Source organism: Dickeya sp. NCPPB 3274 (genome assembly GCF_000406205.1).
Lineage (GTDB): Bacteria > Pseudomonadota > Gammaproteobacteria > Enterobacterales > Enterobacteriaceae > Dickeya > Dickeya fangzhongdai.
On record NZ_CM001979.1, the window covers coordinates 3185056 to 3200749 of the forward strand.

12 protein-coding genes, 5 tRNA genes and 2 pseudogenes are annotated in these 15694 nt (G+C 54.4%); 6 read left to right on the forward strand and 13 right to left on the reverse strand.

All coding sequences use genetic code 11. The annotated features are described in order from the left end of the window. Positions 1–11: 11 nt before the first annotated feature. From DXX3274_RS14290 to DXX3274_RS14310, 5 genes are read right to left on the reverse strand one after another with little or no spacing between them, the layout of a single operon-like run. On the reverse strand, positions 12–2987 hold the full coding sequence (locus tag DXX3274_RS14290) for a phage tail tape measure protein (protein ID WP_042860350.1): 2976 nt from the start codon (positions 2985–2987) through the stop codon (positions 12–14). Next, positions 2974–3132, reverse strand: a complete 159-nt coding sequence (locus DXX3274_RS14295; protein ID WP_016940976.1) for a GpE family phage tail protein — start codon at positions 3130–3132, stop codon at positions 2974–2976. Before DXX3274_RS14295 ends, DXX3274_RS14290 begins: the two co-directional genes overlap by 14 nt. A 5-nt stretch (positions 3133–3137) precedes the next feature. Further along, positions 3138–3455 carry a phage tail assembly protein gene (locus DXX3274_RS14300; RefSeq protein ID WP_042860351.1) on the reverse strand — a complete coding sequence of 106 codons (318 nt, stop codon included), beginning with the start codon at positions 3453–3455 and terminating at the stop codon, positions 3138–3140. Positions 3456–3500: 45 nt separating this feature from the next. After that, a complete protein-coding gene (locus DXX3274_RS14305; RefSeq protein ID WP_016940978.1) occupies positions 3501–4016 on the reverse strand; it encodes a phage major tail tube protein in 516 nt (171 codons plus the stop codon). Next, positions 4017–5195, reverse strand: a complete 1179-nt coding sequence (locus DXX3274_RS14310; RefSeq protein WP_042862133.1) for a phage tail sheath family protein — start codon at positions 5193–5195, stop codon at positions 4017–4019. A 153-nt stretch (positions 5196–5348) separates the two neighbouring features. Here DXX3274_RS14310 and DXX3274_RS14315 point away from each other — a divergent pair, with 153 nt between their 5' ends. Together DXX3274_RS14315 and DXX3274_RS14320 are read left to right on the forward strand one after the other, a co-directional pair. Continuing rightward, a complete protein-coding gene (locus DXX3274_RS14315; RefSeq protein ID WP_042860352.1) occupies positions 5349–6488 on the forward strand; it encodes a phage late control D family protein in 1140 nt (379 codons plus the stop codon). 36 nt (positions 6489–6524) lie between these two features. Then, on the forward strand, positions 6525–6773 hold the full coding sequence (locus DXX3274_RS14320; RefSeq protein ID WP_026357823.1) for an ogr/Delta-like zinc finger family protein: 249 nt from the start codon (positions 6525–6527) through the stop codon (positions 6771–6773). A gap of 227 nt (positions 6774–7000) precedes the next feature. Here the strand turns inward: DXX3274_RS14320 and DXX3274_RS14325 are convergent. From DXX3274_RS14325 to uvrY, 6 genes are all read right to left on the reverse strand, one after another. Further along, positions 7001–7087 (reverse strand) — tRNA-Leu (locus DXX3274_RS14325). A gap of 7 nt (positions 7088–7094) precedes the next feature. Next, a tRNA-Cys gene (locus DXX3274_RS14330) sits at positions 7095–7168 on the reverse strand. Between the two features lie 28 nt (positions 7169–7196). Then, positions 7197–7272 (reverse strand) — tRNA-Gly (locus tag DXX3274_RS14335). A 141-nt stretch (positions 7273–7413) separates the two neighbouring features. Then, positions 7414–7962, reverse strand: coding sequence for a CDP-diacylglycerol--glycerol-3-phosphate 3-phosphatidyltransferase (pgsA, locus tag DXX3274_RS14340; protein ID WP_042860354.1), 549 nt, complete (start codon positions 7960–7962; stop codon positions 7414–7416). A 57-nt stretch (positions 7963–8019) separates the two neighbouring features. Continuing rightward, positions 8020–9852, reverse strand: coding sequence for an excinuclease ABC subunit UvrC (gene uvrC, locus DXX3274_RS14345; protein ID WP_042860356.1), 1833 nt, complete (start codon positions 9850–9852; stop codon positions 8020–8022). Then, the gene (gene uvrY, locus DXX3274_RS14350; protein ID WP_022634131.1) at positions 9845–10501 is read right to left on the reverse strand and encodes a UvrY/SirA/GacA family response regulator transcription factor; all 657 of its coding nucleotides are present in this window, start codon (positions 10499–10501) and stop codon (positions 9845–9847) included. Before uvrY ends, uvrC begins: the two co-directional genes overlap by 8 nt. Positions 10502–11150: 649 nt before the next feature. On the opposite strand from uvrY, the gene DXX3274_RS14355 reads away from it, so the two are divergent. Beyond that, complete coding sequence (locus tag DXX3274_RS14355) at positions 11151–11375, forward strand: DUF2594 family protein (RefSeq protein WP_022634132.1); 225 nt, start codon at positions 11151–11153, stop codon at positions 11373–11375. 303 nt (positions 11376–11678) lie between these two features. Here the strand turns inward: DXX3274_RS14355 and DXX3274_RS14360 are convergent. Beyond that, a tRNA-Lys gene (locus DXX3274_RS14360) sits at positions 11679–11754 on the reverse strand. A 328-nt stretch (positions 11755–12082) separates the two neighbouring features. Here DXX3274_RS14360 and cycA point away from each other — a divergent pair. Continuing rightward, a complete protein-coding gene (gene cycA, locus DXX3274_RS14365; RefSeq protein ID WP_042860358.1) occupies positions 12083–13486 on the forward strand; it encodes a D-serine/D-alanine/glycine transporter in 1404 nt (467 codons plus the stop codon). Positions 13487–13560: 74 nt separating this feature from the next. Here cycA and DXX3274_RS14370 read toward each other — a convergent pair. Next, positions 13561–13827, reverse strand: a pseudogene (locus DXX3274_RS14370) (LysR family transcriptional regulator); the annotation flags it as partial. Positions 13828–14211: 384 nt separating this feature from the next. Between DXX3274_RS14370 and DXX3274_RS14375 the strand changes: the two are divergent. Continuing rightward, a tRNA-Asn gene (locus tag DXX3274_RS14375) sits at positions 14212–14287 on the forward strand. A 161-nt stretch (positions 14288–14448) separates the two neighbouring features. Then, positions 14449–15694: pseudogene (locus DXX3274_RS14380) on the forward strand (tyrosine-type recombinase/integrase); the annotation flags it as partial.

A 15694-nucleotide genomic window follows, 5' to 3' on the forward strand; every position in this document is an offset into this window, starting at 1 on the left:
GGTTTTTCTCCTTACTCTCTGTCTCTGAAGCTGCCGCGCTGAAGTCTGTCGCGGCGGGCCAGTTCGGCACTGACTGCATCGGCCACAATACGGCCCAGCTCGCGGGCGTCCTGCCGTTCAACGCCGTGCAGGTGTATATGAATTTCCCCATTGAAACCACCCGCCGCCGGTGTTCTGGCCGCCGGACGACTGACCGGGGACGCGTCGGCCTGTTTGACGGGCTGTGTTGCCGCGACCACGGCGGGGCGGTCGCTGAGCGTCTGCATGGTCTGGGCTGGTTGTGAAGGGGCAGAAGGTGTGCCGCCAGTAAGCCGGGCTTCCTGCCATTCGCCACGCACGGCCAGCGCTTTCGGCAGGTTTTTGAAAACGATATCGCCGGGGCCGATGCGCTTTTTGGTTTCTTCCAGCACGCCGCCGGTGTTGTCGGCAATCTTCTGCAAACGGCGCTGGGTGCCGCTGTCCCCGGTCAGGGGCGGCTTGGGCGCAGGCGGTGGTGCAGTGGTGGCCCCTTTTAAATCGCCGGTCAGGTTGGTGACCAGACCCTGTAGCCGGTTTTTCCCTTCCGGCGTCAGTTCGCCTTTCAACTGATCGGCTTTTTTCTGTGCCGCATCCAGCCCGGATGGGATTAAACCGAGCTTTTCAAGAACCCAGCCGATCCCCTCCATCAGTTTTTGCAGCGGCAATAACAGCATGTCCAGCGCCGAACCCAGCACCTTTCCGAATCCATAGCCTGCGATCGCGCAGTCATCCAGCGTCTTCTTTGTGGTCTGGATAGGGTCAAAGAGCTGCTTAAATCGATCCCACAGGCGAGACACGGCCGACACAATCACATCAAAGACGGGAGCAAGGCCCGTAAACGCCTGCCGAATGGGGCCAAGGCTGATAACAATGCCGGTAAACATCCCGCTGAAAAACGCTTTGATAGGCTCCCAGAATCGCCAGATAAGCAGTCCGGCGGCCACAAACGCCGTACCAATCAACCCGATCGGGCTTAACAGCAGCGACAGCACGCCGCCTAACACCGAGACAGCGCCGGTGATCAGGCTCCATAGCGCAGGCAGGCCGCTCAGCCGCAACAACAGCCCGCCTACGCCCCTGACCAGTGAACCTAACGCCGCCGCCGGAGAGGTAAACACGGCCAGCAGCATGCCGCGCAGCGGGGTCAGTGTCGTGGTTAGGTGGCCTGCGCTGCCGGAAAAAAGCTGTAGCCAGCCGCCCATGCGTGCCATCGGCCCGCCGAGCAGGCTACTTAACCCGGAAAACATCGACACCGCGCCACCGACGCCCCGTGCGCCCAGCAGCAGTGAAAAGCCGAGCTGGAGCTTAGCCAGCGGCCCCATCAGCAGACCGATTGCCAGTGAGGTACCACCGATCGCCACCGCGAATGCTGTAGCACCGCCGACAGCCAGTAACAGCGTCTGTGTCAGCCTGGGGTTTTCTTTCACCCAGCCGCTCACGTTGGTGATCACGTCACTTAACCCCTGCGTCAGGCTGCGCAGCGGCCTGTCTGCCGTCTCCTCAACCTGAATTCGAAAACCTTCCCAGGCACTGTCGAGGTTTTTCAAATCGCCGCCCAGGTTATCCGCCATCTTTTTGGCGACGGCATCCGCTTCACCCTTGGCTTTTTTCAGCTCGCCGGACAGTTTACCCAGCGAGCCGCTACCGGCCGCCTGTACCAGTGTTTGCAGGCCGACAAAGGCCTCTTCCCCGGCGATATCCTTGAAGAAAGACACCTGATCGACCTGGCCGTATTTTTGGGTCGCTTTGTACAGATCGCGTAACACATCCTGCATTGGCCGCATCTTGCCTTTTGCATCGGCCACCGACACGCCCAGTTCTTTTAATGCCGCTGCGGCGGCTTTCGGCGGCGAAGCCAGCCGGGAAAGGCTGGCACGCATGGCAGTACCGGCATCACTGCCGCGAATACCGTTATTCGCCAGCATGCCGGCCATTGCGGCCGCATCTTCCAGACTGATCCCCAGCTTGGCCGCTACCGGCCCGGCGTATTTCATGGTTTCGCCGAGGCTGAACAGGTCGGTGTTGGTGCGAGTAAACGCACCGGTCAGCACGTCACTGACGCGATCCATCTGGCTGGCATCCAGATTGAACTGTGAAAGAATGTTTGACCCGATATCGGCGGTTTCGCCCAGTTCCATGCCACCGGCCAGCGCCATATTCAGCACGCCCGGCAATGCCGCCTGAATGGCCTGCGGAGTAAACCCGGCCATCGCCAGAAACGCCTGCCCGCTGGCCGCATCGCGGGTGGTGAACGCCGTTTCCGCACCGAGTTTTTTGGCCTGCGCCCGCAGGGCCGCCAGTTGCTGATCGCCTTTATCCAGGCGGGTCAGCGCCTGAACGCGCGACATCTCTTCATCAAACCCGACCGCCGGGGCCAGAAACTGCCCGCCCGCGTATCCGGCTGCCGCACCGCCTGCCACTGCCATCGTGCCGCTGCCGCGCAGTTTGCCTGCCGTCTGCTGCATCCGTTCATAACGGGCGTGGGCCTGCGTAACGGCGGCCAGTTGCCGCCGCTCTCGCCCCAGTGTCTGGTTATATTGCTCGGTGCGCCGGATGGCACTCTGGATAGTGGCATTGCTGCCGACCAGCGACACGCCGTGACCGCGCAGCGCCTGCGAGACGGCGCGCAGTTTAACCATTTCCTGATCGCGGGTGACGTTCAGCCGCTCCAGTTTGGCGGCCAGTGCCGCTATATGTTCCCGTTGCTTATCGGTCAGCACGGTGCCGCTTTGCTGGGCCTTTTTCAGCCCGTCCAGGCTACGGCTGGCTTCATCAATCTTGCGTGAGGTCTTTTGTACGCTGTCGCGCAGGCGGTTGAAGGTCCTGGACTGATTGTCCAGATCCTTAATAGCGGCCTGGGTGCGTTTGAGGGATTCAGACAAACCGCCCGCACTCTGGCGGGCGGCGTTGACCGGGCGGGTCAGCCGGTCGATAGCGCTGAAGGCTACGCGGATATCAAGGCTTTTCATCGGCTTCACTGGCTCCACTTCGGATAGCCGCCCGCGCGCGCCAGGCTATCACGTCGCCCAGATCCATGCTGAACAGTTCAGAGGGCGGCCAGTTAAAAACAACGGCGATATCAGCGACCAGATCGTCTATCTGGTCGAACTGCAATACGGTTACGCTTCCTCCGTCGCCTCCGCGTTCGGCTCGCCAGGCTCCGCATGCACTAAAAAAGGCGTGATGGCCTCCGCCAGTCGCATGAAATCGCGGGTATCCATCGCGTTAATCTCGGCCAGCTTCAGCTTTGGCGAGGTAACGCGCGTTAACAGGGTGGTGATGGAATCCACATCCATATTCAGGACGTTGACCAGCCGCAGGCCGCGCAGTGAGCCAGCCTGTTTGATATCGTCGGTAATGCTCACCTGGCTGATAGTGCTATCGCCCCGCACGATAGGCGTCGCCAGGGTTACGGTGTGTTCATTCGGTGTGTTCATGGTGACAGGCTCCGGGCGGCTTGTGGCCGCCATGATTCAGGTTGTTCAGTTACCCAGCCCCAGCGCAGACGTGATGCGATCCGGGTAGATGTTTTTGCCGTTTTTCTTGTAGATGAAATTCAGCAGGTCAATTTCCAGCACCGATTGATCGTCAATCGACAGCTTGTAATAGGTGTTTTTTAGCGCATAGGTAACGGACGTGTCTTCGCCCTGCTTGGACTCGCCGCCGTCAATCTCGGTAATACGCCCGCGCATTTCCACCTCGACAAGCTGGCTATCGCCGTCGGTGTAGTATTCCCCCGCGAAGCGCAGGCGAACGTCATCGATATCGCCGCCGTATTCCAGCAATAGCTTTTTCTCCATGCCGCCGACAACCATCTGCGCTTCCAGTGCGCCGGAATCCATACCGAGATCGACCGCTACCGAGCCAATCATGCCCGCGCCCTGAAAGTCTTCAGTCTTGCGGGTCAGCTTTGGCAGCGTGACCGATGTGACCTTGCCGATCTGGTTGTTGCCGTTCACAAAACAGGTGAACAGGCGCAATTTATGCGGTACGGCCATTTACACACCTCCCAGTGACGAGAATGCAGATTCAAAATAGTCATCGGTGAAGGTCTGGTATAACGTCAGGTCTTCCAGCGGCGGCACCGGCGTGTACTTGTAACGCACGCGCACCTGTCCCTGTCGCAGGCCGGTTGTGGGGTTATCCTGAATATCGAACCAGCATTCCCCGCCGATCAGCCTGCCCGCCGTGACCAGCGCGCTCAGCTTGCCGTTGATGCCGTTCACCACGTCTTTCACGTTAGCCGGGGTCAGTGGCTCGTCAACGGCTTCAAACTGCGCTTCCGCGATACTGTCAGCGAGGATTTGCGCGGTACGGGTGTACACCTCAAACAGGTAATCATGGGTGTCGGTGGTGCGGTTGCCCCAGAAGCGGAACCCGTTACGCTTAATCAGCGTGGTGATCTCCTGGTTGTTGAGTTCATTGGCGTCGCTGTCTTCGGCCTGAAGTGACCAGAACACGTCCCGCGAGATGCCCAACACGTTATTCACTGCCACGTTCGACAGCGACTTATGCCAGCCCTGATCGTTATCAATCGCCGCGCGCAGGCCGCAGGCATACGCCGGCGCCGGGAACGTTTCATTGCTGCCGGCCTGCGGGTTGTAGGCGATGAAATCCGGCCAGATCAGCATCAGCTCACGGTAGGCAAACTGCGCGCGGTAGGTGATGGCCTCCGCCATCGTGATGCAGCCGTGACAACCGGCGTAGACAAACGCCCGCAGGTTCTGCGCAATCACACACAGCGCTGACGTCACTTCGGCGGTGTCATAGTCTGGTACCGCCAGAATGCGCGGCCGGTAATTGACCTTCGCTTCCGCCGTCAGCAAGGCATACATGCCGGTATAACTGCCGTCTGCCGCCGTCCCGCCAATAATCAGTTGGGACTGGGTTTTGTCGCCGCCTTCGGTTGCTGCTGCCACCCGTACCACGATCACTTTCGGGCTGGTCTGGTCAGAAATTGCTTTCAGCGTCTTGTAGAGCGAGCCGGTTTTACCCGCTTTGCCCAGCACGCTATTCACCCGTGTGATCAACACCGGCGTATTCAGGGGAAAGGTGTCTGCGTCCGCATCATCCGCCACCGCCACCACGCCAATCACATTTGAATCAATGTCATTGATTGCGGTTACCAGGTCGGTATTTTCACGAACGCGCACACCGTGGAAACGTGTCTCGGACATGTTCGCCACCATTACGTTATTGAGTTCATGGCGATAATCCCTGATATCCGTCGCGCACTCACGCGCTGACGGGTCTGGCCGCCCGGCGACAACAAAAAGCCATTTTTCCCCACGCGTGCGCGTGAAATCATGCGGCAAAAACAGGGGGAAACGATGGCTATCACCGAACTGGCTGACTCACTTATCGGCGCAGCGAAGCGCTACGATGACGCACTGACCGAGGCGGTAAAAAGCCCGGCCTTCAGCATTACGTTGGGCGGTAAATCACTGAAGGAACTGAGCGACCGACTGATCTCGCTGTCGCTGACCGACAACCGGGGCTTTGAGGCCGACCAGCTCACGCTGTCGATAGACGACAGTGACGGGCGTGTAGAGCTGCCGCCGCGAGGCGCCCAGATTGCGCTGTCCATCGGCTGGCAGGGTGAGGCGCTGACCTACAAAGGGTTGTACACCGTGGACGAGATTTCCCACGAAGGCCCGCCCGATGTGCTGGGTGTGACGGCCAGAAGCGCGGATTTTCGGGAAGAGTTCAACGTGAAACGGGAGGTCTCCTGGCATGACGTGACGGTAGAGCGTGTCGTGTCGGCGATTGCGCACCGCTACGGTATGAAGGCGCAAATCAGCGACATGCTGATGAATATCGAAATCGACCACGCCGACCAGACCGAAGAAAGCGATATGTCATTCCTGACCCGGATGGCCGAGCAACTGGGGGCAATTGCCACCATCAAAAATGGTACGTTGTTGTTTATCCTGCCCGGCGGCGGTGTGACGGCGTCCGGCAAGGCGCTGCCGTCGGCCAGCCTTACCCGCAGCAGCGGCGACGGCCACCGCTTCCGCATTGCGGATCGGGATGCCTATACCGGCGTGCGCGCCTACTGGCTGGACTTGAAATTCGGTAAAAAGAAAAAGGTCAGCGTGAAGCGCCGCCGGATAAAGCCCAAACCCAAAAAAGAGAAGAGCAGCAGCCGCGAAGGTGATTACATCACAGGCGCAGAAGGTAACGTGTTCGTGCTGCGCAAAACCTATCAGAATGAAGAAGCAGCCAAGCGGGCCGCCGCGGCTAAATGGCGCCAGTTGCAACGCGGCGCCGCCGAGTTCTCGATCACCCTGGCGCGTGGACGTGCTGAGCTTTATCCCGAAATGCACCTGACGGTAAGCGGCTTTAAACCGGATATCGACAATCAGGACTGGATCATCGCCCGCGCGGAACACGTTATTGATGGTAACGGCTTTACCACCCGTCTGGAGCTGGAAGCAAAAATCCCTGACTGGATAGCGGAAAGTGAATAAAATGGCGGCGAGTTCAACTCCCACAGGGGAGCCATTATGTTCAGATGTCCTTTTTGCGGGGCAATGGCCCGCACCCGTACCAGTCGCCGCCTGAGCGATATCACCATCCGGCAGTATCACCAGTGTCAAAATCTGGAATGCAGCGAGACGTTTACCACCCTCAACACGGTAGAACGGCGCGTATCAAAGCGCACACGGGAAGACCCGCTACCGCCTGACTTTATCCCGCAAGACGCCTTTCCGGCTTCGCATTACGGACGGGATCAGCTGAATCTGGCGTTGTAAAACAAAAGCCCCGCAGGATGATTGCGGGGCTTTTGTTTGGGTACCGATTATTTAACAACAGTTAACAATGGCGGCTGATTGAAGACCGCCTTTTTTGTACCTGAAAAACGGGCGCTGCCACTCTGCTGCCATTTTGCTGCCACTTGCCAAATTACAGGCACAAAAAAACCGCCTCGTGGCGGTCATGTTCTTTTAATTATTTTCTTATATTACAAGGCGTTAGCACATGGTGCCCAGAGCGGGACTTGAACCCGCACAGCGCGAACGCCGAGGGATTTTAAATCCCTTGTGTCTACCGATTCCACCATCTGGGCTCAGATTTGGAGGCGCGTCCCGGAGTCGAACCGAGGTGGACGGATTTGCAATCCGCTGCATGGCCACTCTGCCAACGCGCCTTACCTTGATGCTACTGCTAAATCGATTTGGAGCGGGAAACGAGACTCGAACTCGCGACCCCGACCTTGGCAAGGTCGTGCTCTACCAACTGAGCTATTCCCGCATTCTACAGAACATCTTGTTTATCAAGCGTTTTCAATAAACTGTGTCGCTGTCGATGCGGTGCATTCTACTTACCTGACGCAGTGAGTCAATAAAATTATCATCCCACCTGAATCGTTTGCTGTTTTTTAAGGCGAGGCGATCAATGTTCAAGCAAATCGCGCCAGGCGGCGCTCAGATACTGAAACATCGACCAAAACGTTAGCACTGCGGCCACATACAACGCCGCCACGCCAGCGGCCTCCACCATGCGCTCCGGTCGCCACAACAAACCGACCAGCGCGACCATCTGTGCCGTGGTTTTGATTTTACCAATCCAGGACACCGCCACGCTGCTGCGCTTACCCAGCTCCGCCATCCATTCGCGCAATGCGGAAATGATGATCTCACGGGCAATCATTGTGGCGGCGGGCAGCGTAATCCACCAGGAATGATAATGCTCAGCCACCAGTACCAGCGCAACAGCCACCATGACCTTGTCGGCCACAGGGTCCAGAAATGCGCCGAAACGCGTGGTTTGTTTCCACCGGCGGGCAAGAAAACCGTCAAACCAGTCTGTCACCGCAGCAAAGACAAAAATGCCCGCACATACCATTGGTGCCCAGCTGAATGGCAGGTAAAACGCCAGCACAAAGAATGGGATTAGCACAACACGAAACAGGGTAAGCCACGTTGGTATATTAAATCGCATAGCGTCTGGGTAACTGTCTGGCCCGAAAGATAATAGGGTTATGTTGCTACATTGCCTCTAGTGTTTCAATGCATGAAAGATTTTTTCTGCCAACGCATGCGAAATTCCCGGTACGTTGGCGATGTCTTCCACGCTGGCGTTCATCAGCGGCTGTAATCCGCCCATGTATTTCAATAACATCTGCCGCCGCTTCGGTCCCACCCCTTCGATAGTCTCCAGCGAACTGGTGCTTTTTACTTTAGCACGCTGTTTACGGTGACCACTAATGGCATGGTTATGCGAATCGTCACGAATATGTTGAATTACATGTAACGCCGGCGAATCGGCAGGCAGCGCCACCCCCTCGCCTGTCGCTTCGAAGAACAGCGTCTCCAGCCCAGCCTTGCGATCGCTGCCTTTCGCGACCCCCAGCAGTAAAGGGCGTGATTTGTCCCAGGGCACCTGTAATGATGCAAAGACATCTTTGGCCTGCGCCAATTGCCCTTTGCCGCCGTCAATCACGATGACATCAGGAATCTTACCTTCGTCAATCGACTTGCCATACCGGCGCCGGAGCACCTGATTCATGGCGGCATAGTCATCCCCCGGCGTGATACCGGAGATATTGTAGCGGCGATACTCCGCGCGCAGCGGCCCGTCCGCATTGAACACGACGCAGGACGCCACGGTCTGTTCCCCCATGGTATGGCTGATATCGAAACACTCCATGCGGTTGATTTTTTCGATCCCAAGAACAGACGCCAACGCAGCCAGACGCTGTTGGACCGTCGATTGCTGCGACAACTTCGTCGTCAATGCTGTATGGGCGTTGGTGCGCGCCAGTTTAAGATAGCGTGCGCGGTCGCCACGCGGCCGGGTTTGAATCTGAATTTTACGGCCGGCCTGTTCGGTCAGCGATTCAGCCAGCAACTGATGTTCCGGCAACGAGAAGTCCAGCAAGATGTCAGACGGCAAGGTACGGGAAACACTGCCTTGCAAATAGAACTGGCCGACAAACGTCTGCACCACTTCCGCCAGCTCTGTCCCTCCCGGGACTTTGGGGAAATAGCTGCGACTACCCAACACTTTCCCCTGACGAATAAAGAGCACGTGCACACACGCCATACCGGCTTCAAATGCCACACCGATCACGTCAAGATCATCGCCGTCGCCGGAGACAAACTGCTTTTCTGTCACCCGCCGCACCGCCTGGATCTGATCGCGAATACGTGCGGCTTCCTCAAACCTCAATTCCCTGCTTGCCGTTTCCATACGATCGATCAGACGAGTCAGCACCTGTTGATCTTTGCCCGACAGAAAGAGACGCACATACTCGACCTGGCGCTGATACTCTTCCTCGCTGACCAGACCGCTTACGCACGGCCCCAGACAACGGCCGATCTGATACTGCAGGCAAGGACGCGAGCGGTTGCGGTAGACGCTGTTTTCACACTGACGAATGGGGAACAGCTTTTGCAGCAGCATCAGGGTTTCGCGCACGGCATTGCCATTGGGAAACGGGCCGAAGTATTCGCCCTTGGCGTGTTTGGCGCCGCGGTGAACGGACAGGCGGGGATGCGTATCCCCGCTGAGGAAAATCATTGGGTAGGACTTATCGTCACGCAACAGCACATTGTAACGCGGCTGATAACGTTTGATATAGTTGTGCTCAAGCAACAGGGCTTCGGTTTCAGTATGCGTGATCGTCACATCGATCTGCCGGATACTTTTCACCAAAGCCTCTGTTTTACGGCTGGCGACATGAGCACGAAAATAACTGGAAAGGCGTTTCTTCAGATCTTTGGCTTTACCGACGTAGATAACCGTGTCGCTGGCATCGTACATACGATAAACCCCAGGCTGACTGGTTACGGTCTTCAGAAAAGCCTGGGCGTCAAAACGTTCAGTCACTACTAATCAATGTCTCCGCACTAAATAACCCGTGGCGAATCGCCAGATGCGTCAGCTCCACATCGCCGTTAATGTTCAGCTTACTGAACATTCGGTAACGATAGCTGTTGACCGTTTTCGGGCTAAGGTTGAGTTGATCAGAGATCTCCGTCACTTTTTGCCCTTTGGTGATCATCATCATAATCTGCAATTCGCGTTCAGACAGACACTCCAGCGGCGTTTCCGTCTGCGGTTCCAGTTGGCTCAACGCCATTTGCTGAGCGATATCCGACGCAATATACCGTTTGCCGGCATGCACAGAGCGGATGGCGCAGATCACCTCTTCCGGCGTGGCGCCCTTGCTAAGGTAACCCGCAGCCCCGGCCTGCATCACTTTAGCAGGTAACGGGTTCTCTGTGTAAATCGTTAGCATTATAACTTTAATTTCAGGGGAAAATCGTACAATTTTGCGTGTTGCCTCAAGACCGCCGATTCCTGGCATGTTCATATCCATCAGCACAACATCCGCACTGTTATTACGGCACCATCTGACCGCATCTTCACCGCACTGCGCCTCACCAACAACCTTGAGGCCTTTAATATCGTCAAGAATGCGCCGTATCCCTGCTCGCACCAGTTCATGGTCATCAACAAGAAAAACGCTAATCAAAGAACAATTCTCCAAAAAGAGTAACACTTACAGACGAGTTTGTTGCAGGTGGTACTACGTGGTTTAGAAAAAATGAATACACTTTTTAATTAAAAATGTATTTTTTATTCTACCATGTGGTGTTATTCTCTAAGTTCCTGAATGATAGCGACTGCGTATCAGACGCGGAACTCACTTCCATCACAGTATTCATATTTCCAACCTGGTTTTTTAGAGAAACAGACAGATTTCACTGTCTGAAAAATGTCAAAATCTAAATTTAATCAATAGATTATCAAGTTTTGTAAGTACAGGCAATTGGGTGCGCGATTGCTTTCTTTTCCATCATTGTAACTGTCTTGTCACTTTACCGCACCGACTGTTTACTACAAATAATACACCTGCCCCAAAATATCCATATAAAAGTTGCAATGTATCTAATCAAACGCATTTAAAAGCCAAAAACACGTTAACAAAATATAGGCAGAATGTGGCATAAACAGATAAAAAGAATACAACTTAATGGGTCAGAATGGTTATTTTCCTGACCAGATGCATTGGCACCTATGGTATAATAAAACCAAATTTTGTTATGTCGCCGGCGTGTGTGGCTGCACAGAACCTGTCTCTGGCTCCACCGCGCCGGCTTCCGTTTGTTACAGGAGACACTATGAACAACAACGACTTTCCGACAGCCTCCACACCCGAAACGTTGGCGCATGAAGTCAGCTGCCTGAAAGTGCTGATGACGTTGATGCTGAAATCCATTGGTCAGGCTGATGCAGGCAAGGTCATCGTCAGCATGGAAAAATACATTGCCCAATTGGAAGACCCTGCTCAGGCGGAAATATTCGGCACCACCATTAAGCAAATCAAAACAGTCTATCGCCGCTAATCAAAGCTCATCGGACATCAGCGCAACCCGCTATTGTCCGATGGGTATGAACCGTTTTTCCCGCACAATAAACAAGCAAAAATAAAAGCAACAATGCGCGAATGTTGACATTATGATTTATATTTCGTCAACAAAGCAGGTTATTACCAGATAAATGACAAGATGAAAATTTAATAATTGTGATCCATTCTGAAATAGAACTCTTTAACCAGAAAAGACCTATAGAGTAATCAACCCGGGGATTAAATGGTGAGAAAATGTTTCTGTGAGAATAAATACATTAACACGGACGAAAGGAAGTGTTGGTGGGTCGTATAGGGCTCGAACCTATGACCAATTGATTAAGAGTCAACTGCTCTACCAACTGAGCTAACGACCCAACGGGGACGGATTATTCTCTTCTTAACGCCATCTGTCAAATAGTTCATCTTATTTTTTCAGCAGACAGGGGAATTGGCGAACACATTGTAACCTATCACTATTTTGTTCCCTCTCACGAGCAGCCAACGGCCTTCCGATTGATTCCTGGATGTAAATTCGCCACCGCGTGAAGAACGTACCGAAGCGGCAGCAAGTACGCCCCAACTCATCATGAGAAGAATACCGTGTTACTATTAACCATTCTAACTTCTTATATCACATGGGTAACGGGGCGAGACCTGACAAACGCCCTCACCCTGGCAGACACAATCCGGAAATCACATTACATGACAGAACAAACGCACCACGTCCCGGACTCCACCGGGCATAGCGATCTACGGCGCAATCTAACCAACCGCCATATTCAGTTGATTGCCATCGGCGGCGCAATCGGTACCGGCCTGTTCATGGGGTCAGGAAAAACCATCAGCCTTGCCGGCCCATCGATTATCTTCGTTTACATGATCATCGGGTTCATGTTGTTCTTTGTTATGCGTGCGATGGGCGAGTTACTGCTCTCCAACCTCAATTACAAATCGTTTAGCGACTTTTCCGCCGACCTGCTGGGGCCGTGGGCCGGTTTTTTTACCGGCTGGACTTATTGGTTTTGCTGGGTCGTGACCGGCATTGCCGATGTCGTGGCCATCAGCGCCTATGCACAATTCTGGTTTCCGGACCTGTCGCAGTGGATCAGTTCCCTGTTATGCGTCCTGCTGCTGCTGACCTTAAATCTGGCTACCGTTAAACTGTTTGGTGAAATGGAGTTCTGGTTCGCCATGATCAAGATTGTCGCCATCGTCGCGCTGATCGTGATTGGCGCGGTTCTGGTTATCATGCAATTTACATCGCCTTCCGGCGCGGTGGCATCCGTAACCAATCTTTGGCAGGACGGCGGTATGTTTCCAAAAGGACTCAGCGGCTTTTTCGCCGGCTTTCAGATAGCCGTGTTTGCCTTTGTCGGTATTGAACTGGTCGGCACCACGGCGGCGGAAACCAAAAACCCGAAAGTGGTTCTGCCGCGCGCAATCAACGCCATACCGATACGTATCATTATGTTTTATGTGTTTGCGCTGATGATGATTATGTCGGTTACGCCGTGGAGCCACATTGCAGCAGACCGCAGCCCGTTTGTGGAGATGTTTGTGTTAGTCGGCTTGCCGGCCGCCGCCAGCGTCATTAATTTTGTCGTGCTGACTTCCGCCGCGTCGTCGGCCAACAGCGGGGTATTCTCGACCAGCCGTATGCTGTTTGGGCTGGCCAGACAAGGTGATGCGCCGGCACGTTTCGGTCGGTTGTCAAAACGAGCGGTACCCTCGGCAGGGCTGTTTTTCTCGTGCCTGTGCCTGCTTTCCGGCGTCGTGCTGATCTATTTAATCCCGAACGTCATGACGGTCTTCACGCTGGTCACCACCGTGTCCGCCATTCTGTTCATGTTCGTGTGGAGTATCATTCTGTGTTCTTATCTGGTGTACCGCCGCAACCGGCCGCAGTTGCACCAAACATCTTCATACAAAATGCCGTGGGGAATAGTAATGAGCTGGGTATGTCTGGCTTTCTTTGCTTTCGTGATGGTACTGCTGACATTACAGCCGGATACCTTGCAGGCGCTGATGGTTACGCCGGTGTGGTTTGTGGTTCTGGCTATCGCCTATCAGTTTATTCGCCGCCGCAGAGTCAACGCCCTGGCGTGACGCCTTAAAACAGCTCCGGGCCAATACGGTCAGCTACGCCCGATGATGTAGCTGACCGTACCCGATTAGACGCTTACCGTTTGCCGTACACCATTCACTGCGTGCTTAGCCTGTTCACATTGATTCAAAATGGTTTGCGCATGCGAATACAGAATTTTGCCCGCTTCAGTCGGCGTCACGCCACGACGACTACGGACCAGCAGTTGTTTCTCCATTTCGCTTTCAAGCGTGGCAACTTGCTGGCTCAGCGCTGGTTGCGCGATATGCAACATTTCAGCGGCCTGGGTCAGGCTGCCGATATCAACGATTTTCACAAAGTATTTGAGCCGTCTCAGATTCATGTGTACCTCCTGAATAGTTACGGCTAAGTAGTAGCAAGAAGCGCGCCAGATCATTTCACTATCATCAAAAAAAGTGTGGCGATGGCTTAACCCGCTTAAAAATAAGTAAAAGCAATGGCGATAGCGGTGACAGTAACAATGCTAATCCCCTTATCGCTGTCCGCCGTATCCTGGCGCCAGGATTCTTCCGCACCAAAATAGTGCAAACGTTGCTATCTGAAAGTGCACCCGCTAGCGAGTTCAACGGTTCACCTGAGATGAAAAGCGCCGACTACCACAGCAATTTCAATCATTTGGTTATAAGTTCAGCAAACAGTCGCACCTGACGTTAACATGCTTTGACAAGCTGTCAGGCTATCGCTATCATCCACACCACTTAGCGATTCCTCTGTAGTTCAGTCGGTAGAACGGCGGACTGTTAATCCGTATGTCACTGGTTCGAGTCCAGTCAGAGGAGCCAAATTCTTGTTTTCATGCGGCTTTGCGAATCCCTATGTGATTCGGATTCAATAAGTTAGCGTGAAATATCTTCCCGATGCATTTTCAGTTTTCCCTCCGCATCGGGAGAATTTGGTGGTCAGATTTGGGGTCAAGTTGGTTCGATGACGGAGTGACCCCCACATGTCTCTTAATGACTCAAAAATCCGCAACTTAAAACCATCCGCAAAACCCTTCAAAGTTTCCGATTCTCACGGTCTGTACCTTTTAGTTAATCCAGGCGGTTCACGTCTCTGGTATCTCAAATATCGTATCAATAGAAAAGAATCGCGCCTGGGTTTAGGTACCTACCCCGATGTATCGCTGGCCGATGCGCGTCAACAGCGTGACGGCATCCGTAAACTGCTGGCGCAGAATATCAACCCCGCACACCAGCGGGCGGCTGAAAAAGCGCCCCGTTCACCAGAAAAATCATTCAAGGTTGTGGCGCAGGACTGGCACAAGAGCAACCGGACATGGTCAGAGAACCATGCCGCCCGTCTGCTTGCCAGCATGAACAACCATATCTTTCCGGTTATCGGGCACCTGCCTGTTGCGGAGCTGAAACCCCGTCATTTCATCGACCTGCTGAAAGGCATAGAGAAAAAAGGTTTCTGGAAGTGGCAGCCCGTACCCGGCAGCACCTGTGCAACATCATGCGTCATGCTGTGCATCAGGAACTGATAGAACACAATCCGGCGGCCAATCTGGACGGTATTATCGCCCCGCCGTTAAACGTCACTACCCTGCCCTGCCGCTGGAGCAACTACCGGAATTGTTGACGCGCATTGAGGACTACCGGCAAGGACGGGAATTAACCCGACTGGCCGTATCACTCACCCTGCATCTGTTCATCCGCTCCAGCGAATTGCGCTTCGCGCGATGGTCAGAAATTGATTTCAGAAACCACATCTGGACTATTCCCGCTACCCGCGAAGTCATCCCCGGCGTACGTTATTCCGGGCGTGGCGCGAAGATGCGTAGCCCGCATATCGTTCCCCTCTCCCGGCAGGCCCTCGCTATTCTGAGACAAATACAGGAAATCTCCGGGCATCAGGTGCTGATATTTCCCGGCGCTCACAATCCGTATAAACCGATATGCGAAAACACGGTCAACAAGGCGTTGCGTCTGATGGGTTATGACACGAAAGATGAAATCTGCGGCCACGGATTCCGGGCTATGGCCTGTAGTGCGCTGATGGAATCCAGCCTGTGGTTACAGGATGCGGTTGAGCGCCAGATGAGCCATCAGGAACGCAATAGCGTGCGGGCGGCTTACATCCATAAAGCGGAATACCTTGATGCCCGAAAAGCGATAATGCAATGGTGGTCGGATTATCTGGATATGAATCGGGAAAGTTACGTTGCGCCCTATGTTTATGCGCAAGTG